The organism is Brevundimonas nasdae, from assembly GCF_016654005.1.
Lineage (GTDB): Bacteria > Pseudomonadota > Alphaproteobacteria > Caulobacterales > Caulobacteraceae > Brevundimonas > Brevundimonas nasdae.
Window position 1 is genome coordinate 154559 of record NZ_JAEPWN010000008.1, and the last position, 18195, is coordinate 172753.

General features: G+C 65.2%; 23 protein-coding genes. 15 read left to right on the top strand and 8 right to left on the bottom strand.

Annotated features, from left to right (window positions below; translation table 11 throughout):
- Positions 1-18: 18 nt before the first annotated feature.
- The 3 genes from JKF87_RS13025 (at position 19) to gltX (ending at position 2493) form a co-directional block, all read left to right on the top strand.
- Positions 19-447 (top strand): flagellar assembly protein FliX, encoded by a 429-nt coding sequence (locus JKF87_RS13025; protein ID WP_201100323.1) that lies wholly within the window; start codon positions 19-21, stop codon positions 445-447.
- Positions 448-639: 192 nt separating this feature from the next.
- Complete coding sequence (gene dksA, locus JKF87_RS13030; RefSeq protein WP_201100324.1) at positions 640-1077, top strand: RNA polymerase-binding protein DksA; 438 nt, start codon at positions 640-642, stop codon at positions 1075-1077.
- 81 nt (positions 1078-1158) lie between these two features.
- A complete protein-coding gene (gene gltX / locus JKF87_RS13035) occupies positions 1159-2493 on the top strand; it encodes a glutamate--tRNA ligase (RefSeq protein WP_201100325.1) in 1335 nt (444 codons plus the stop codon).
- Positions 2494-2546: 53 nt separating this feature from the next.
- Here gltX and JKF87_RS13040 read toward each other — a convergent pair whose 3' ends face one another.
- Positions 2547-2837, bottom strand: a complete 291-nt coding sequence (locus JKF87_RS13040) for a CC_3452 family protein (RefSeq protein ID WP_201100326.1) — start codon at positions 2835-2837, stop codon at positions 2547-2549.
- Between the two features lie 117 nt (positions 2838-2954).
- Positions 2955-3560 carry an LOG family protein gene (locus JKF87_RS13045; RefSeq protein ID WP_201100327.1) on the bottom strand — a complete coding sequence of 202 codons (606 nt, stop codon included), beginning with the start codon at positions 3558-3560 and terminating at the stop codon, positions 2955-2957.
- Positions 3561-3670: 110 nt separating this feature from the next.
- Here JKF87_RS13045 and JKF87_RS13050 point away from each other — a divergent pair, with 110 nt between their 5' ends.
- The gene (locus JKF87_RS13050; RefSeq protein WP_201100328.1) at positions 3671-4399 is read left to right on the top strand and encodes a hypothetical protein; all 729 of its coding nucleotides are present in this window, start codon (positions 3671-3673) and stop codon (positions 4397-4399) included.
- Between the two features lie 132 nt (positions 4400-4531).
- Here JKF87_RS13050 and JKF87_RS13055 read toward each other — a convergent pair whose 3' ends face one another.
- From JKF87_RS13055 to rhmD, 5 genes are read right to left on the bottom strand one after another with little or no spacing between them, the layout of a single operon-like run.
- On the bottom strand, positions 4532-5797 hold the full coding sequence (locus JKF87_RS13055; RefSeq protein ID WP_201100329.1) for a sugar MFS transporter: 1266 nt from the start codon (positions 5795-5797) through the stop codon (positions 4532-4534).
- 56 nt (positions 5798-5853) lie between these two features.
- Positions 5854-6756 carry an amidohydrolase family protein gene (locus tag JKF87_RS13060; RefSeq protein WP_201100330.1) on the bottom strand — a complete coding sequence of 301 codons (903 nt, stop codon included), beginning with the start codon at positions 6754-6756 and terminating at the stop codon, positions 5854-5856.
- A gap of 9 nt (positions 6757-6765) precedes the next feature.
- Positions 6766-7515: an SDR family NAD(P)-dependent oxidoreductase gene (locus JKF87_RS13065; protein WP_201100331.1), complete on the bottom strand. Its 750-nt coding sequence runs from the start codon at positions 7513-7515 to the stop codon at positions 6766-6768.
- Positions 7512-8372, bottom strand: a complete 861-nt coding sequence (locus tag JKF87_RS13070) for a fumarylacetoacetate hydrolase family protein (protein WP_201100332.1) — start codon at positions 8370-8372, stop codon at positions 7512-7514. The genes JKF87_RS13065 and JKF87_RS13070 overlap by 4 nt, the downstream gene beginning before the upstream one ends.
- Positions 8373-8387: 15 nt before the next feature.
- Positions 8388-9581: an L-rhamnonate dehydratase gene (rhmD, locus tag JKF87_RS13075; RefSeq protein WP_201100333.1), complete on the bottom strand. Its 1194-nt coding sequence runs from the start codon at positions 9579-9581 to the stop codon at positions 8388-8390.
- Between the two features lie 140 nt (positions 9582-9721).
- On the opposite strand from rhmD, the gene JKF87_RS13080 reads away from it, so the two are divergent.
- From JKF87_RS13080 to JKF87_RS13130, 11 genes are all read left to right on the top strand, one after another.
- Positions 9722-10528 (top strand): IclR family transcriptional regulator, encoded by an 807-nt coding sequence (locus tag JKF87_RS13080; RefSeq protein ID WP_201100334.1) that lies wholly within the window; start codon positions 9722-9724, stop codon positions 10526-10528.
- A 22-nt stretch (positions 10529-10550) separates the two neighbouring features.
- Positions 10551-11312 (top strand): SDR family NAD(P)-dependent oxidoreductase, encoded by a 762-nt coding sequence (locus JKF87_RS13085; RefSeq protein ID WP_201100335.1) that lies wholly within the window; start codon positions 10551-10553, stop codon positions 11310-11312.
- A 9-nt stretch (positions 11313-11321) separates the two neighbouring features.
- Positions 11322-12452 (top strand): FMN-dependent L-lactate dehydrogenase LldD, encoded by a 1131-nt coding sequence (lldD, locus tag JKF87_RS13090; RefSeq protein ID WP_201100336.1) that lies wholly within the window; start codon positions 11322-11324, stop codon positions 12450-12452.
- Positions 12453-12501: 49 nt separating this feature from the next.
- On the top strand, positions 12502-13227 hold the full coding sequence (locus tag JKF87_RS13095) for an RluA family pseudouridine synthase (protein WP_201100337.1): 726 nt from the start codon (positions 12502-12504) through the stop codon (positions 13225-13227).
- A 68-nt stretch (positions 13228-13295) separates the two neighbouring features.
- Entirely contained in the window at positions 13296-13649 is a 354-nt protein-coding gene (locus JKF87_RS13100; protein WP_201100338.1) for a DUF1304 domain-containing protein, read from the top strand.
- 74 nt (positions 13650-13723) lie between these two features.
- The gene (locus JKF87_RS13105; RefSeq protein WP_236261364.1) at positions 13724-14191 is read left to right on the top strand and encodes a CC0125/CC1285 family lipoprotein; all 468 of its coding nucleotides are present in this window, start codon (positions 13724-13726) and stop codon (positions 14189-14191) included.
- A 50-nt stretch (positions 14192-14241) separates the two neighbouring features.
- On the top strand, positions 14242-14637 hold the full coding sequence (gene crcB / locus JKF87_RS13110; RefSeq protein ID WP_201100340.1) for a fluoride efflux transporter CrcB: 396 nt from the start codon (positions 14242-14244) through the stop codon (positions 14635-14637).
- Complete coding sequence (locus tag JKF87_RS13115) at positions 14634-15656, top strand: RluA family pseudouridine synthase (RefSeq protein ID WP_201100341.1); 1023 nt, start codon at positions 14634-14636, stop codon at positions 15654-15656. The genes crcB and JKF87_RS13115 overlap by 4 nt, the downstream gene beginning before the upstream one ends.
- Positions 15653-16420 carry an ATP12 family chaperone protein gene (locus JKF87_RS13120; protein WP_201100342.1) on the top strand — a complete coding sequence of 256 codons (768 nt, stop codon included), beginning with the start codon at positions 15653-15655 and terminating at the stop codon, positions 16418-16420. The genes JKF87_RS13115 and JKF87_RS13120 overlap by 4 nt, the downstream gene beginning before the upstream one ends.
- Before the next feature lie 79 nt (positions 16421-16499).
- Positions 16500-16949 (top strand): hypothetical protein, encoded by a 450-nt coding sequence (locus tag JKF87_RS13125; protein ID WP_201100343.1) that lies wholly within the window; start codon positions 16500-16502, stop codon positions 16947-16949.
- Complete coding sequence (locus tag JKF87_RS13130; RefSeq protein WP_201100344.1) at positions 16946-17248, top strand: transcriptional regulator; 303 nt, start codon at positions 16946-16948, stop codon at positions 17246-17248. Before JKF87_RS13125 ends, JKF87_RS13130 begins: the two co-directional genes overlap by 4 nt.
- Here the strand turns inward: JKF87_RS13130 and JKF87_RS13135 are convergent.
- The gene (locus JKF87_RS13135) at positions 17245-18021 is read right to left on the bottom strand and encodes a pseudouridine synthase (protein WP_201100345.1); all 777 of its coding nucleotides are present in this window, start codon (positions 18019-18021) and stop codon (positions 17245-17247) included. The two genes, JKF87_RS13130 and JKF87_RS13135, sit on opposite strands and share 4 nt — an antisense overlap.
- Positions 18022-18195 lie beyond the last annotated feature (174 nt).

Here is an 18195-nt window from a genome sequence, read left to right on the forward strand (position 1 = left end):
GATCCGGAGCATCCGAGCATGAAGGTTGTCGGCACGGGCGGTCCCAACGCCGCCACGGGTTCGCGCGCCGCGCGCGGCGGGGCCAGCGGCTTTTCCCTGGGGCAGACGTCGGGGGCGGCGGCGCCTGCTGCGGCGGCCTCTGTGGCGGCGACATCAAGCATGGCTGGCGTTTCAGCCCTGATGGCGCTTCAGGAGGTCGAAGGCCCGCTGGAGCGGCGTCGGCGCGCGGTCAGGCGCGGCGGCGGCCTGCTGGACCGGCTGGATGAGCTGAAGATGGCGCTGTTGTCCGGAGAGCCGGGCGGACCGGCCCTTGAACGCCTGGCTCGCGTCCTGCGCGAAGAACGGCCCGACGACAGCGACGCCGAACTGACGGCTTTGCTGGATCAGATCGATCTGCGCGCCCAGGTCGAACTGGCCAAGGCGGAGCCGCGCAACAGTCGCGGCTGATACTTCGCCTGTTGAGAGAAAGTCGCAGGATTTCAAAGCTTAGCCGTAAGCCGACTGCGTGAGAATTGTCACGAATTGGCGTTTGGCCAGACAATAGCGATCACGGAATCGCGATGCGCGTTGCTGCGACTCGTACTCCTGATTATACGGCCCTTACGCCACAGGGGGGCGTGCTATTTGAGCGTGAGTGCGATGAACGCATTAGCGTCTGTCCTATCTGCAGATTCGGCCGAACAATACCGGCCGTCTGACGACGAACCGTTCATGAATGAACGGCAGTTAGCCTATTTCAAAAAGAAGCTGCTGGACTGGAAGGATGACATCCTTCGCGAGTCCAAGGGCACGGTCGTGAACCTGAAGGCCGAGACGGAGAACCATCCGGATCTCGTCGATCGCGCATCTTCGGAATCCGACCGCGCGCTGGAGCTTCGGACGCGGGATCGTCAGCGCAAGCTGATCTCCAAGATCGAGGATGCGCTGCGTCGGATCGAAGACGGCTCCTACGGCTATTGCGAGGATACCGGCGAACCCATCAGCCTGGGACGTCTGGAAGCGCGGCCTACGGCGACCCTGTCTGTCGAGGCGCAGGAACGTCACGAGCGGCGCGAGCGGGTTCACCGCGACGACTGAGGCGAAAGACGCCTCTACGCCTTGACTTCGCCGGGTTGGAGCGCGACCTAGCCGCCTCGCTGTTGAGGTCGTTGATCCCCCATGTCCGTCAAGGTTCGTTTCGCTCCGTCGCCCACCGGCAAGCTGCACGTCGGCAATGTCCGCACGGCTCTGGTGAACTGGCTGTTCGCCAAAGGGCAGGGCGGTTCGTTCGTGCTGCGTATCGACGACACGGACCTGGCCCGTTCGACGCCCGAGTTCGAGCAGGGGATCGAAGACGATCTGACCTGGTTGGGCCTGACCTGGGACGAGCGCGACAACCAGTCCAAGCGGTTCGACCGTTATGAAGAAGCTGCGGCGCGCCTGAAGGCCTCGGGTCGTCTGTATCCCGCCTATGAGACGGCGGACGAACTGGATCGCCGCCGCAAGGTGCAGTTGTCGCGCGGCCTGCCGCCGATCTATGATCGCGCCGCTCTGGAACTGACCGACGAACAGAAGGCCGCTTACGAGGCGGAAGGCCGTCGCCCGCACTGGCGCTTCAAACTGGAAGGCAAGCGCGTCTCCTGGGAAGACCTGGCGCGCGGTCATGCCGAGGTGGACACGGCGTCCATGTCGGACCCGGTGCTGATCCGCGAGGACGGCCTGTTCCTCTACACCCTGCCGTCGGTCGTCGATGACATCGACATGGCGATCACCCACATCATCCGGGGCGAAGACCACGTCACCAACACCGGCGCGCAGATCGAAATCTTCGAAGCTCTGGGCGCGACTGTTCCGGGGTTCGCCCATATGCCCCTGCTGGTCGGCGCAGATGGCGCCGCCCTGTCCAAGCGTCTGGGGTCGCTGTCGATCAGCGACATGCGCGACCAGGGCTATGAGCCCATCGCCATCACCAGCCACCTGGGCAAGATCGGCACCTCTGACGCACTCGAAGTCGCTGAGTCGGTTCAGACCCTGGGCGCCAGTTTCGCCTTTTCCAAGATGGGCCGCTCGCCAGCGCGCTACGACACCGCCGACCTGGACCGTCTGAATGCGCAGGCTTTGCATGTCATGAGCTATGAAACGGCCCAGCCGCGTCTGGCCGCAGCGGATGCAGACCTGGGCGAAGGCTTCTGGAACACGGTCAGGGGTAACCTGAACAAGTTCGCCGATGTCGTTGATATGGCGAAGATCGTAAAGGGGCCGATCACGCCGGTGATCGAGGACGCCGCCTTCGCGGAAGCGGCGCTGCGTCTGCTTCCGGATGTGATCGACGAGAACGCCTGGTCGGCCTGGACCAACACCGTCAAGGCGGAGACGGGCGCCAAGGGCAAGGGGCTGTTCATGCCGCTGCGTCTGGCGCTGACCGGACAACCGCATGGGCCTGACATGGCGGCCATGGCGCCGTTGATCGGCCGTGAGACCATCGTGCGGCGCCTGAAAGGCGAAGCGGCCTGAAGGCCGTTGCGAGAGCCTGAGGGATCAGGCTCTCGCTAAAACCTATAATCTGATCAGGCGTTGCAGACGGCGAGCTGTTCGGCCGACAGGGCTTCACCCTTGTAGGAGAAGGCGGTCACGGGACCGAACTTCTGAACCACGCGGCGGCAGGCGCGGTGTGCGGGCTGTTCCGAACCGCCCGAGGCGGTGCAGACGGCGCCTTCACACGACCAGCGCGCGCCATCGACGATGGTCGGACGGGCAGGGGCCTTGGAGGCGTCGGCAAGGGTCAGGCTGGTTGCGGCAGGCGTCTGAGCGACAGCCGGAGCCGCAAAAAGAACTGCGGCGAGAAGCAGTGCGCGCATGGATACTCTCCGAAAATGCGAGAACGGCGTCGTGCCGTTCTCGCCACTGTCAGTTTTCTATGAAAACTGTCAAGTGCGGAGCACGTGCCGCAGGTTGCGTTGGTGAAAGTTGATCACTTACCTACGATCATGTTGCAACTGAGGCGCATCGTCGCTGGCCTTGATCTGGGCCATGGCGTCCTCGACCGTATCGGCCACCGTCCAGGCCTGCAGGAAGGATGCGGGCGTCATGCCTTCGGCGACGCTGTGCTTCATCAGCTCAAAGAAGCCGTTCCAGAAACCATTCAGATTCAAAAAAACGACCGGCTTGTGGTGCAGGTCCAGACGCTTCCACGACAGCAGTTCGACCACTTCCTCCAGCGTGCCGATGCCGCCGGGCGCGACCACGAAGGCGTCGGACTGATCATACATCAGTTGCTTGCGTTCGTGCATCGAGGTGACGACCACGGTTTCAACGTCGTCGAACAGACGTTCACGGCTGCGCAGGAAGGCCGGCATGATGCCGACGACACGGCCGCCGGCCGCATGGGCTGAACGGGCCGCCGCGCCCATCAGGCCGACGCCGCCGCCGCCATAGACCAGACGCCAGCCGTCCTCGGCCGTCGCCTTGCCAAAGTCTCGCGCGGCCTGGGTGTAGGCGGGATCCGCCGCATCGGATGCGCCGCAGAACAGGCAGACGGAGGGGCCGTCGAAAGGCAGGATCGAAACCGGGGGCAGGGACATGGGGCCTCTAACAGAACGAATACGCGGTCAACCATGGCCAAACACGCGTCGGCGAGGCAAACAGTTTCCGCGCCGATTGGGGCGCTAGCCATATAGTGTCGAGCCGCAGGATGAAACGCCGGATCATCATCATGGTCGCCCTGGCCGGGATGGCTTCGGCCTGCTCCAGCCCGGTCAGACAGGATGCGGCGGCGGAAAACGGTTCGGCGCCCCTGGCCTGGGTCCAGCCGCCCCATATCGACGGGGTGGTCAGGGATTCTGGCGGCCTGGTGGTGCGTGGCGGAACGGCGCCCAGCGCGCGCGTGGTCCTGCGCGGACAGGACGGCAGCGCCATCGCCGCCAGCGCTGATGCGGCGGGGCGGTTCGAACTGCGCCTGCCGCCGGTGGCGGGTGATGTGCAGTTCACGCCAGAGGTTCAACTGGGGCAGGATACGGCGGTTTCTCCAGAGACGCTGGTGGTCATTCAGGGCGGGGCGGGGCCGGTGGTTCTGATCGCGGCGGGAGAGCCGACATTGCGTCTGGACAGTCAGAATGCGCTGGACGCCGTGGATGCGGACGGAAGCGCCATCATTGCCTCCGGTCACCGAGGAGAGGCCGCGCCCGATGTGAAGATCGGCGGCGAAGCCGTGCGTCCTCTTGCAGGCAAGGGAACCTGGCGGGCCATGGCGTCCGGCGGGGCCGCGACGACGATCATGGTTGATGGCCGCGCCTATGCCTATCCGGGCGCGGGAGGCGGGGCGGGCTTTTCGGTGGAGCGGATCGAGGCGGGCTGGCGTCTGTCCTGGCCGGTGGCGGCGGGCGGGCGTCAGTCGACGTGGCTGCCGGATCCGGTTCGTTAATGCCTGCGTAACCAATTCGGCAAATAGACTGGATTGTTCCTTTTCGGGACAACACCATCACCGAACCTTAGTTTCGCCCGGCGGCCCCGCCGGGCTTCTTTTTTGTCGAAGCCCGGCTTTGAAGCAGTTTGCTCAGATGGCGGTCGTCTTCTGCCCCAGGCCTGCGCCCTTCCAGCCGTACCAGGCGACGACGACGAAGCAGGCGGCGGGGAGCAGGAAGGCGATGTTGGCGCCATAGGTGTCGGCGATCTTGCCCATCGGCCAGGGCAGCAGAACCCCGCCGCCGATGGCCATGACCATCAGCGAAGACGCTTTCTTGGTCGCCGCGCCCAGGCCCGTGGTCCCCAGGGCGAAGATGGTCGCGAACATGGTCGACATGAAGAAGAAGACGGCGATCAGGGCGACCGGCGAGATGATGTTGACGCCCGCCGCCACGATCAGGGTCAGGATGACGTTGATGACGCCATAGGTGGTCAGGAGCACGCGCGGCCGGACCTTCAGCAGCAGGGCGGTGGCGGCGAAACGACCGACCAGATAGCCGATTGCGGCCAGGGACAGCATGAAGGCGCCCTTCTGCGAGGACAGGCCTTCCCAGTTATGGGTCACCAGATTGATGAAATAGGCGCCGATGCCGACCTGGGCGCCGATGTAGAGGGCCTGGGTGATGACGCCCGCGACGAAGTGGGGCTGTTTGGACAGGGGCAGGGCGGGCGCGTCGCCTTCGACGGCGCCGCCGTGGTCGGACAGGCCGGTTTCCGGCAGGCGCGCGCGCCAAACGGCGATGGCGAACAGCACGACGCCGACGGCGATCAGGCCATAGACGATCTGGATCGAACGGGTCGGCCCGCCCAGAGCCTCGGTCGTGGTCGGGCTGAAGAAGACCGCGCCGCCGATCAAGGGTCCGAAGAAGACGCCCAGCGCATTGAACGACTGGGCCAGGTTCAGGCGCTGTGACGCCTTGGCGGGATCGCCCAGAACGTTGACATAGGTGTCGGCGCTGGTCTCCAGCACGCACAGACCCGCGGCCAGGACGAACATGGAGCCGACGAAGGGCAGGAAGGCGCCTGCGCCCGCCGCCGGAATGAACAACAGGGCGCCGACGGCGGTGACGGCCAGGCCGGTGACGATGCCGAACTTGTACCCCCGCGCGTGCAGCAGCATGCCCGCCGGAATCGACAGCAGCAGATAGGCCCCGAAATAGGCGATCTGCAGCCAGGCGCTGTCGGCCTGGCTGATGCTCAGCGTCTCCTGGAAATGCTTGTTCAGCACGTCCAGCAGTCCATAGGCCAGACCCCAGATCAGGAAGCAGGCGATGGCGAAGGACAGCGGGCCTTTCAGCGACCCGCCGGGTTTCGCAAGGCCGCCGGGCGTGTGGGCGGCGTCGGTCTCGATAGCCATGTTGTCATTCCTGGGATGGACCCGGCCGTCTTGATGCGGTCTGGGCGGTTGAAGGATCAGATGCGGTAGATCGTCTCGGCATTGCCTGCGAACAGGCGGTCGCGCTCGTCGGCGGAGAAGCCCGCCGTGATGGCGTCGAAGGCGGAATAGAAGGCGTCAAAGCTTCCGTGGACGCGCTCGACCGGGAAGTCGGAGGCGAACATGGCGCGCTCGGTCCCGAAGGCGTCGATGCACTCCAGAACGACGGGGCGGAGGCTTTCCTGCGTCCAGTTGCGGTCGGTGATGCCGAGGCCGGAAATCTTGATCGAGACGTGCGGCTGGGCGGCCAGCAGGCGCAGCACGATGCGCCAGCGCTCCATGCCGATGTCGTTGCGGTCCGTCGGCAGGCCCGCGTGATTGACGATCATCGGGATGTCGGGATGCCGCGCGGCGATAATGGCGGCGGTGGCCATCTGCGACGGATAGAGCTGCAGGTCGAACGACAGGCCGTGCTTGGCCAGCTTGCCGAACCCCTCGACCCATTGCGGGTCACGCAGCAGGTCGCGGTCGGTGTAGGTCTTCAGCGGGTCTTCATGCCAGCAGACGATCTGGCGCACGCCGCGCACGTTGGGGCGGGCGGCGTGCGCCTCCAGCAGGGCGTCCAGATCGGGGTCCAGCAGGTCGGCGCCCGCGACGACGCCGTGGGGATAGCCGCGCTGGTCGGCGATGGATTGCAGCCAGTCGGTCTCGGCCAGTTGCTGGCCTATGGGCTGACCGGCCTCGACATGGACGATCTTGTCCACGCGCCAGCCAGCGGTGTCCGCCAGATAGTCGTCCAGCAGATAGTTCCTGTGGGCGATAGGGGACATGTCCCCCGCCGGATTGTTCGGCAGGGGATCATCCTGCAGCCAGCCGTAGCGGGCCCGCGACAGGTCCCACAGGTGGACGTGGCTGTCGACGATGCGGAGGTCGGAGCCCACGGGCAGCCCCTAGTAGGTGGTGCGCCCGCCCGACGTGTCGAACGTCGATGCGGTGGTGAAGCTGCATTCCTCGGACGCCATGAAACAGACCATGGCGGCGCTTTCATCGACTTCGCCCAGACGACCCATCGGGATCTTGGAGCGCATGTAGTCGACCTGGCTTTGCGGCAGTTGAGCCAGGATCGGGCTTTCGAAGGTGGCGGGGGTCAGGCTGTTGGCGATGACGCCCTTGCCGGCCAGTTCCTTGCCCAGCGACTTGGTGAAACCGATGACGCCCGCCTTGGAGGCTGAATAGGCGCTGGCGTTGGGATTGCCTTCCTTGCCTGCGACCGAGGCGACGTTGACGATGCGGCCATAGCTGTTGGCCAGCATATAGGGGACGATGGCGCGCGAGCAGTAGAAGACGCCGTTCAGATTGATGTCGACGACCCGCTTCCAGCTGTCGATCGGGAACTCATGCACGGGCGTGGTGGCGCCGGTGATGCCGGCCGAGGCGACGAGGATGTCGATCCGACCCAGCGCCTTGTTCGATTCTTCCGCAGCGGCCGCGACGGCGTCGGCGTCGGACACGTCCAGCGCCACGACGTGGGTTGCGCCGACGTCTTCAGCCGCAGCCTTCAGCGCGTCGGGGTTCAGGTCCCACAGCACGACCTTGCCGCCCTCGGCGACGATGCGCGCGGCGGACGCCTTGCCCAGACCCGATGCGCCGCCAGTGACGACGGCGGTGCGGCCCGCGAAACGACCCTGATAGGCGCTCATGCCGCACCTTCCTGCGTCCAGCCGACGACGACCTGACGCTGCTGGCCCAGCTTCTGAATGCCCAGGGTCATGACGTCCCCGGCCTTGAGGAAGACCTGCGGCTTCTTGCCTTCGCCCACGCCTGGGGGCGTGCCAGTGGTCAGGATGTCGCCCGGCTCAAGGGTGATGAACTCGCTGACGTAGCTGACCAGGGTCTTCACATCGAAGATCATGGTGCGGGTGTTGCCGGTCTGCATGCGCTGGCCGTTCAGGTCCAGCCACATGTCCAGGTCCTGCGGATCGCCCAGTTCGTCAGAGGTCACCAGCCACGGGCCGACAGGGCCGAAGGTGTCGCAGCCTTTGCCCTTGTCCCACTGGGTGCCCATTTCCTTCTGGAAGGCGCGCTCGGAAACGTCATTGACCAGAACATAGCCGGCGACGTGGTCCAGGGCGTTTTCGACCGAGACGTAGCGGGCGCGGGCGCCGATGACGACGCCCAGTTCGACTTCCCAGTCCGACTTCTGCGAGCCGCGCGGGATCATGACTTCGTCGTCGGGGCCGGTCAGGCACGATGTGGCCTTGGTGAACAGGATCGGTTCAGCCGGAACGGGCAGGTTCGATTCCGCCGCGTGGTCGGCATAGTTCAGGCCGATGGCCAGGAATTTGCGCACGCCGTTGACCGGCACGCCATAGCGGGGGTGACCCTCGACCACCGGCAGGGTCGTCGGGTCAATGGCCTTCAAGGCGTCAAGCGCCGGGCCGTGCAACTGGTCCGGGGTGATGTCGGCGATGACGCCCGACAGGTCGCGAATGCGGCCCTCAGCATCCAGCGTGCCTGGCTTTTCCTGGCCCTTGGGGCCGTAACGCAACAGTTTCATTGGGGTCTTTCGGTCTTAACGCGCGTAGGGGCGGTGCAGGGCGATGTCGCGGTTCAGCTCGACGCCGAAGCCGGGCGCATCCGGCACCTTCAGGCGGCCGTTCACGGGGACGGGTTCGCCGATCAGCTGCGGATGGAACATCGGCACGACCTCGTCGGCGCCGGGGGCCATCATCAGGAACTCCGCGAACGGGCTGTTATGGCGGGTCACGACGAAGTGGTAGGAATAGACCGATGAGCCGTGCGGGATCATCAGCACGCCCTTGGCGTCGGCCATGGCGGAGATCTTGATCAGTTCGGTCACGCCGCCGCACCAGCCTACGTCCGGCTGGATGATGTCGCAGCATTCCATCTCCAGCAGCATGCGGAAGCCCCAGCGGGTGGCCTCATGCTCGCCGGTCGTCACCAACATGCCGGGAGGGGCTCGTTTCTTCAGCGCCTGATAGCCCCAGTAGTCGTCGGGGCTGAGCGCCTCCTCGATCCACTTCAGGCCCAGCTTGTGGGCCTCATGGGCCAGACGGGTGGCGTAGTTCAGGTCCAACGCCATCCAGCAGTCGAACATCAGCCAGAAGTCGTCGCCGCAGGCGTTTCGCATGGCCTCCAGTTCGGCGATGTTTTTATGCAGGCCTTCCTCGCCCTCGGCGGGGCCGTGATGCAGGGGCATCTTGCCGCCGATGAAGCCAAGCTCCTTGGCTTTGTCGGGACGTGCGCCTGTGGCGTAGAAGGTCAGTTCATCGCGAACCGCGCCGCCCAGCATGGCGAAGACCGGTTCCTGACGCAGACGGCCCAGCAGGTCCCACAGCGCCAGATCGACGCCGGAGATGGCGTTCACCACCAGACCCTTGCGGCCATAATACTGGGTGGAGAAATACATCTGGTCCCAGATCTTCTCGACCTCGGACGGATCGCGGCCTTCCAGGAAGCGGGCCAGATGCTTCTCGACGATATAGGCGGCGGGTTCGCCGCCCGTGGTCACCGCAAAACCGATGACGCCGTTCTCGGCTTCGATCTCCACCACCAGCGTGCCCAGCACATTGATGCCGAAGCTGCGGCGGCTCTGGCGGTATTCAGGATATTTCGCCATCGGGGTGGCGATATGGTCGTCGATCCAGTGCCCGTCGCCCTGATCGTGATAATCGGCCCCGCCGCCCGTCCCGTCGTTTTTCACAACATAAGCGCGGACGTGCTTGATCTTCGGCAGGCGGCTCATTGGGCGATCACCGGCATTTGGTGATCGGTTCCCATCATGCGGGATTTCACTGGCTTTCCTCCGGGCGAAGCGGCAAAGTCGGGTCAGTGTGGCCGAGCGACTTGCGCGTTTTGCTACATTCTGAGAATGAGGACTACGAAATGGGACGAACGCCGTCAATCAAGACCGCACAGGTCGATGGGGAAGAAGATGTCGGCGCCAAGGCGTCCGGCAGCCAAACCCTGCTGCGTGGTCTGGACGTCATCGACGCCCTGATGGAAGGCTCGCTGCCGCTGGCGGAACTGTCGGAAAAGCTGGAGCTTACGCGCAGCACGACCCACCGTCTGGCTTCAGCCCTGGTCGAGCGGCGCCTGCTGTCGTTCCGCCCACGCGAAGGCTACAGCCTTGGCCCGAAACTGCTGGAGTTGGGCCATGCCGCCAGCCAGCAGATGCATCTGCCGCGCATCGCCCGACCCTGGCTGGAGCAACTGTCGGCTCAGACTGACGACACCGTGCATCTGGGCGTGCTGGATGGTCGGCAGGCCCTTTATCTGGACAAGGTCGCGGGCCGTCGGCGCATCAATATCGGCTCGCGTCTGGGGGAACGGCACCCCATCGCCTCGACCGGACTGGGCAAGGCGCTGATCCTGGACAAGACCGAGGCCGAGTGGATCGACTTCTACGCCCCCGAAGGCGCAGCCTTTGATTCGACGGCGCGCACAGTCTGGCTGGAGCGGATGCGCGGCTATGCCCGCAACGGCTACGCCTTCGATCTGGAAGAGAACGAGGACCAGATCCGCTGCGTCGCCGCACCGATCCGTTCGGTGGACGGCCATATCGTCGCCGCCCTCAGCGTCTCGTCCGCCGCACAATATATGTCAGACGCCCGCATGTCGGACCTGACCAAGACCGTCACCAACGCCGCCAACGCCATCAGCGCCGACCTCGGCTGGCTGCCCAAGAACTGAACCTGAAAGTACCGGAGCCCCCATGCTGCTTGAAAACAAGGTCGTCCTGATTACGGGCGCATCGCGGGGTATTGGACGGGCGACGGCGATCGAGGCCGCGCGTCAGGGCGCCGACGTCGCCATCAACACCTTCCGTGATGATGCGGTCGCAGCCGAAGTGGTCGCCGAGATCGAGGCGCTGGGCCGCAAGGCCGTGGTGTTCGACGCTGACGTGGCCCAGCCAGATAGCGCGACGGGGTTCGTGCAGGCTGCGGTGGACGCACTGGGGCGGGTGGATGTGTTCGTGTCCAACGCGGGCATCTGTCCGTTCCACGCCTTTCTCGACATGCCGGTCGAGACGCTGCGCCGCACGATGGAGGTCAATCTGCACGGCGCCTATTTCATGGTGCAGGCGGCGGCCAACCAGATGGTCAAGCAAGGGGACGGCGGTTCGATTGTCGCCATCAGCTCGATCTCGGCTTTGGTCGGCGGCGAGATGCAGACCCATTACACCCCGACCAAGGCGGGGGTGCACAGCCTGATGCAGTCGTGCGCCGTTGCGCTGGGCCGCCACGGCATCCGCTGCAACTCGGTCCTGCCCGGCACCATCGCCACCGACATCAACAAGGACGACCTGGCCGATCCGGCCAAGCGCGAATATATGGAAGGGCGCATCCCGCTGGGCCGTCTGGGCCGACCAGAGGACATCGCCTCGGTGGTCGCCTTCCTGGCGTCGGACATGGCCAGCTATATGTCGGGGGCGGCCGTGCTGGTCGACGGCGGCGCCTTCGCCAACTTCCAATAGGACGCGACGGTGATCATTTCCTCGCCCGGCGATTATCGCGAGGCCGCGCGCCGCAAGCTGCCGCCCTTCCTGTTCCATTATATCGACGGCGGCGCCTACGCCGAGCAGACGCTGAAACGGAACGTCGAGGACTATCAGGCCATCGCCCTGCGCCAGCGCGTGCTGCAGGACATGACCAGCCTCAGCCTTGAGACGAAGCTGTTCGACGAGACGCTGCGTCTGCCCGTGGTGCTGGCGCCGGTCGGTCTGACCGGCATGTACGCACGGCGCGGCGAGGTGCAGGCGGCCAGGGCGGCAGCGTCGCGCGGCGTGCCCTTCACCCTGTCCACTGTGTCGGTCTGCCCGATCGAGGAGGTGGCGCCCGCCATCGACCGACCCATGTGGTTCCAGCTCTATGTGTTGCGCGACCGCGGCTTCATGAAGAACGCTTTGGAGCGGGCCAGGTCGGCGGGCGTGAAGACGCTGGTCTTCACCGTCGACATGCCCACGCCCGGCGCCCGTTACCGCGACGCCCACTCGGGCATGAGCGGTCCGAACGCCCCCTTGCGCCGCATGGTGCAGGCCATGACCCATCCGATGTGGGCGTATGATGTTGGGCTGCGTGGCGTGCCGCACGATCTGGGCAATGTCTCGCGCTATCTGGGCAAGCCGACGGGGCTGGCCGACTATATCGGCTGGCTGGGCGCCAACTTCGATCCGTCGATCTCGTGGAAAGACCTGCAATGGATCCGCGACTTCTGGGACGGGCCGATGATCATCAAGGGCGTGCTTGATCCGCAGGACGCTCGCGACGCCGTCAGTTTCGGCGCCGACGGCATCGTGGTGTCGAACCACGGCGGACGGCAGTTGGACGGGGTTCTGTCATCGGCCCGCGCCTTGCCCGCCATCGCTGATGCGGTGAAGGGCGACATCCGCATTCTGGCCGATTCAGGCGTCCGCAATGGTCTGGACGTGGTGCGGGCGATTGCTCTGGGCGCGGATGCGGTCATGCTGGGGCGGGCCTTCGTCTATGCTCTGGCGGCGGGCGGGCAGGCGGGGGTGGAGAACCTGCTGGATCTGTTCGAGAAGGAGATGCGCGTGGCCATGACCCTGACGGGCGCCAAAACCATCGCCGGGATCACGCGCGACCTGATCGCCTGAAGCCATTATTTCGCTGGCCAAGGCGGCGGGCCTGTCTAAGAAGCGGCGGATGACCACCCGCCAGCCCGTCGCCCTGTCCGAAGAAGAGATCGCCGCCGTCCGTTCGTGGGTGATCCATGAGGATGCCCACGTCATCGCCTTCTCCAAGCCCTCGGGCCTGTCCAGTCAGGGCGGTCGGATCAAGGCGCATACTCTGGACGACCTGCTGTGGGCGTTTGCACGCTCGAACGGCAAGCGGCCGGAGTTGGTGCATCGTCTGGACCGCGACACGTCGGGCGTGATCCTGGCGGCCAAGACCAAGCCTGCGGCCGGGTTTCTGGGCAAGGCGCTGCAGATGCGACGGTTCAGGAAACAGTATCTGGCCCTGCTGTCCGCCGCGCCCGAACCGGCGTCTGGCACGATCGACGCGCCCCTGCGTCGCGAAGAGATCGGGCGTGAATCCTATATGCGGGTCGTCGCCTTTGACGCCCCAGGCGCCCAAGGCTCGCAGAGCCGATACCGGACGCTGGCGGCCAATGATCAGGGTGCGGTGGTCGAACTGGAGCCGCTGACCGGGCGGATGCACCAGTTGCGGGTGCATATGGCGCATCTGGGCCGGCCCCTGATCGGCGACGTGCGTTACGGCGGCGCCCTGACGACCGAAGTCGGTCCTGCGCCACGCCTGATGTTGCACGCGTCCAAGCTCAGTTTCCCCCATCCAGAGGGGGGAACCACGACGGTCGAGGCGCCGCCGCCTGAAGACTTCGCCAGGCTGCGAACCGCATTGGGTCTGTAGAACACGCTGCTTGCCGACGTGGACGCGGCGTGATCGACTGACGGTCGAAGCTTTTTTGGAGCGCCTTGATGGTCGCGACAATTCTGATCGCCCTGGTGGCGCTGATCCACGTCTATATCGTCGTGCTGGAGATGGTGCTGTGGACCACGCCGCGCGGTCGCAAGGCCTTCGGCATGAGTGTCGAGGACGCTCAGCGCACCAAGGTTCTGGCCGCCAATCAGGGGCTCTATAACGGGTTTCTGGTCGCGGGTCTGATCTGGGGACTGTGGCTGGGCGCGGGCGGTTTTCAGATCAAGGTCTTCTTCCTGGCCTGTGTGGTGATCGCGGGCCTGTTTGGCGCGGCGACGGCCAGCCGGAAGATATTGTTCATTCAGGCCCTGCCGGCCGCATTGGCTTTGATCGCGTTGCTGGCAGGTGTCTAAGGTAGGGAACAGCGGGGGCGCTGCGACGCTATGTCGATGAAAGGATGCCTGTGATGAAACGCTTGGCGATTTTGATGACCGGTCTTTCGGCGCTGGCCTTGACGGCCTGCGCCAGTCTGGCGCCCTATGGCGCGCAGCGCGGAGCAGGCGGACAGGGCTATTCTGAACAGCGTATCGAAAACAACCGATACCGCGTCACCTATAATGGCGTGGGGGCTGCGGGCCGCGTGGCGGACTGGGCGCTGGTGCGCGCTGCGGACGTGACGACCGAACAGGGCTACGACTGGTTCGAAATCACCCAGAGCTGGACTGATGGGCGACCGGGCGGGGCAGGCGGCGTCAGCCCCAGCGTCTCGGTCGGCGGCAGCACGGGACGTTACGGCGGCTATTCCGCATCGGGCGTCGGCGTCGGGCTGGGGCTGAACTTCTCGGGACCGCAGCCGACCTCGACCACGCTGGAGATCGTGCTGGGCCGCGGGCCAAAGCCTGACCGTCCAAACGCCTATGATGCGCGCTCGGTGCAGGGTTCGATCCCGCGCTGATCACAGCCGCCCTTCGCTTTCGTCGCCAGCGGCGTATATAGCGCCGCATAATGACGCGTTTTCTTCTCGTTGCAGCGGGTGGGGCCATCGGCTCCATGGCGCGCTATGGCCTGGGCGTCGCCGTTGGTCGGCTGGCGCCCAACGCCGTCTGGCCGCTGGGGACGTTCGGAGCCAATATCATCGGCGGCCTGCTGATGGGGCTGCTGGTCGGTTGGCTGGCCTTCCGCGGCGGCGCGCATCAGGAAATGATCCGTTTGTTCGCCGCCGTCGGCGTGCTGGGCGGGTTCACGACCTTTTCTTCCTATTCGCTTGAGGCGGCGCAGATGATCGAGCGCCGTCAGTTGGCCTTAGCGGCCTGTTATGTCGTCGGCTCAGTCGTACTGGCCATCGTCGCCCTGTTTGTCGGCCTGATGATCGCCCGCCGCGCCTTTGGAGCTCCCCTTTGACTGACCAACCGCCCGCAGAAGCCCCCAAGCGAGAAGTTCTCACCATCTATGTCGCTGAGGACGAAGACGGCATCCGCCTGGACCGCTGGTTCCGTCGGCGCTGGCCGCACCTGTCGAACATCCAGGTGCAGAAGATGGCCCGCAGCGGTCAGATCCGCGTGGACGGCGCCCGCATCAAGCCCGAAGGCCGTCTGACCGCCGGGGCCGCCGTGCGCGTGCCGCCGATCCCCGACGACACCTCGCGCCAAGCCGGGGACGTGCACACGCTGTCTGAAAAGGACATCGCCTTCGCCAAGTCGCTGGTGCTGTACGAAGACGACATGGTCATCGCCATCAACAAGCCGCACGGCCTGGCCGTTCAGGGCGGCACCAAGACCAGCCGCCACGTCGACCGCCTGCTGTCGGCCTGGGGTGAAGGACTGGAACGCCCGCGCCTGGTTCACCGCCTGGACCGCGACACGTCTGGCGTCCTGCTGCTGGGCAAGGGGCCGGAAGCGGCCAAGCGACTGGCGGGCGCCTTCGCCCGGCGTCAGGCCAAGAAGACCTATTGGGCCATCGTCATCGGCAACCCGAAACCCTATTCGGGCCAGATCGACATGCCGCTGAAGAAGACCGGCATCAACGACTTCGAGATGATGCGTCCGGCCGAGCGCAAGGACCCGCGCGCCGAACCCGCCGAGACGGCGTTCAGCACCATCAGCCGCGCCTCGCACCGCGCCGCCTGGATGGCTCTGCGCCCCTTCACCGGCCGGACGCACCAGCTGCGCGCCCACATGGCGGGCATCGGCCATCCGATCCTGGGCGACCCGAAATACGGCGACGACAAATCCAAGGAGTTGTCGGGTCCGTTGAAGCTGCAGCTTCACGCCCGCAGCATTGAGCTGGATCACCCGCGCGGCGGCGTCCTGAAAGTCACCGCACCCTTGAGCCCAGAAATGAAGGCCGGCTTCGCCCACTTCGGGTTTTCAGAAGACGAAGCCGAAGATGATCCCTTCCTGGGCGTGAAGAGAATTCGATGAGCCACATTCCCCCGTTGGACCCGATGGTCGCCGCCCGTAAGGGGTTTCGAGAGCTCGAGGACCGCACTCGGCGTTTCTGGAAAGAGGTGACGGTCGCGCCTCACGGCGATGACGGCTGGGCGGTGCTGCTGGACGGCCGCACGCCCAAGACGCCGGCCAAGGCCCCGTTGGTCTTGCCGACCGAGGCGGCTGCGCGTCTGGTCGCGGATGAATGGGCGGCGCAGGGCGAGTTTCTGGACCCGCACGCCATGCCCGCCACGCGCCTGGCCTCGACCGCAATCGACCGCATCGGTCAGGCGCGCGAGCCGGTGGCGGATGAGATCGCGGCCTATGCCGGGACGGACGTGGTCTGTTATCTGGCCGAGCATCCAACACCGCTGGTCAAGCGACAGAAGGCGGCCTGGACGCCGTGGCGCGAATGGGCTGCACGCGAGATGGGCGTGGTGCTGGAGCCTGCGGTTGGCATCATTCACCAACCGCAGTCGGAGGATGCGATCGCACGGGTGAAGGCACACGCCCTGACGCTGAATGATTTCCGCCTGACTGGTCTGGCGACGGCTGTGCCGCTGCTGGGTTCCGCCGTCCTGGGACTGGCGCTGGAGCAGGGCGCTCTTTCCGGTGAGGAGGCGTTCGACCTCTCTCGCATCGACGAACTGTTTCAGGAGGAGCAGTGGGGCGTGGACGCCGAGGCGGCAGAGCGCACCGAAGCGCGCAGGGCGGAAGCCTCATTGCTGGAACGATGGTTTTCTGCTCTCGCGCAATAACTTTCCATCACGGAAAGTTATGACTTGACGATGTGGAAAGTCATTGTCATTTTCCAATGCGGAAAGTGAGGACATCGCCATGTCACAAGACCCAGAAAACAGCGGCGCCATGTTGGCGGAAATCAAACGTTCGCAGGACGCCGTGAGAAACCGTGTGGCCAAGGCGTCCTGGCGTTATCAGCTGGTCTATTCCGCGTTTGCGGCTGTGATGGTGGGCGGTCAGGTCGCGCCGATGCCGCTCAATGTCCTGGCTTCGGCAGGGTCGGCTGGCGTGTTGATGCTGCTTTGGCGCAGGTGGTCGGAAAAGACCGGCGTCAGCGTCATGGGCTATACGCCGAAACATGCCCGATGGGTTGCGATCCTCTTGGGCGCGCTGATCGGCGGGCTGATGCTGGCGGGTGTCTATGCAGGACGGACCGGTCACTACTGGTGGGGGGCGCCTCTGGCGGTCAGCGGCTTCGTGTTGGCGATGATCCTGTCCAGCTTGTGGATGAGGGTCTATCGGGCAGAAACGGCGTATCGCCCATGACTGCGCCAGTCTTCGACGCGGTTATTCATGCGCCGGGGCGCTTGCAGATCTGCGCCATGTTGTCAGCGGCGGACGAGGTTGAGTTCAGTGTCGCCCGCGATGGCATCGGCGTGTCGGACTCTGTAATGTCCAAGCACGTCAAGCAGTTGGAGGAAGCCGGTCATGTGAAGCTGCGCAAGGCCGCCTTCGCAGGGCGGCAGCGCACATGGCTGTCACTGACGGCAGGGGGGCGCAACGCGTTCGCGGGTCACGTCGCCGAGTTGACGCGATTGGCGGGACTGGCGGGTATTTCCGTCTAGCGTTCTTCGCCCTTGGCCTGGGTGATCAGGGCGTCGCGTTCCGCTGGCGTCAGATGGCGCCAGCGGCCTTCGGGCAGGTCGCCGAGCAGCAGCGGGCCGACGCGGACGCGGTAGAGGTCGATCACCTCCAGCCCGACCAGTTCGCACATGCGGCGGATCTGGCGGTATTTGCCTTCCGTCAGGATGAAACGCAGGCGTTGCGGTTCGATCTGGGTGACGCGGGCGGGTTTCAGAGCCTTGCCGTTCAACTCCAGCCCGTGGCGCAGCTTACTGAGCTTGCCTTCGGTGACATGGCCGTCGACGACGACGAGGTATTCCTTGTCCAGTTCAGAGGCGGGGCCGATTACGGCCTTGGCTACAACGCCGTCGGAAGACAGCAGCAACAGGCCGCGCGAATCCTCGTCTAGTCGTCCAATGGGGGGAAGCGAGGCGTCACGTGCTGGCGTCTCGCCTTCGCCGACGCGATTGGGCGTTTTCAGCAGGCGCACCGCGGGGATCTTGCCGGGGTCGGGCTGGCCCGAGACATAGCCGACCGGCTTGTGCAGCAGGATGGTCATGCCCGACGCCAGGGCATGCTGGGCCGTATCGTTCAGCGTCAGGGTCTGGCCGGGTTCGATCTTGCGGCCAGCGTCGCTGATGGTTTCGCCGTCGATGGAGACCAGACCTTCGGCGATCAGGCTTTCGGCCTCGCGACGTGAGCAGACGCCGGTCTGGCCCAGCCATTTATTCACGCGAACCGGTTCGTCGCCGTCATAGGTGCGGGTGAAGGCCATCGTGTTCCGTCCAAATCGATGGCGCTGTCTAAGGCCGTGCGGACATGTCAGCAAGCCGGAGCGTGCCATCTAAATCAGCGATGACCGACGGTGGCGCATCAAGGTTGATATTCGGTCGTTTGCCACTATATCTCGCGGCATTCCACAAATGATCGAAAGTGCGGGACGACGGTC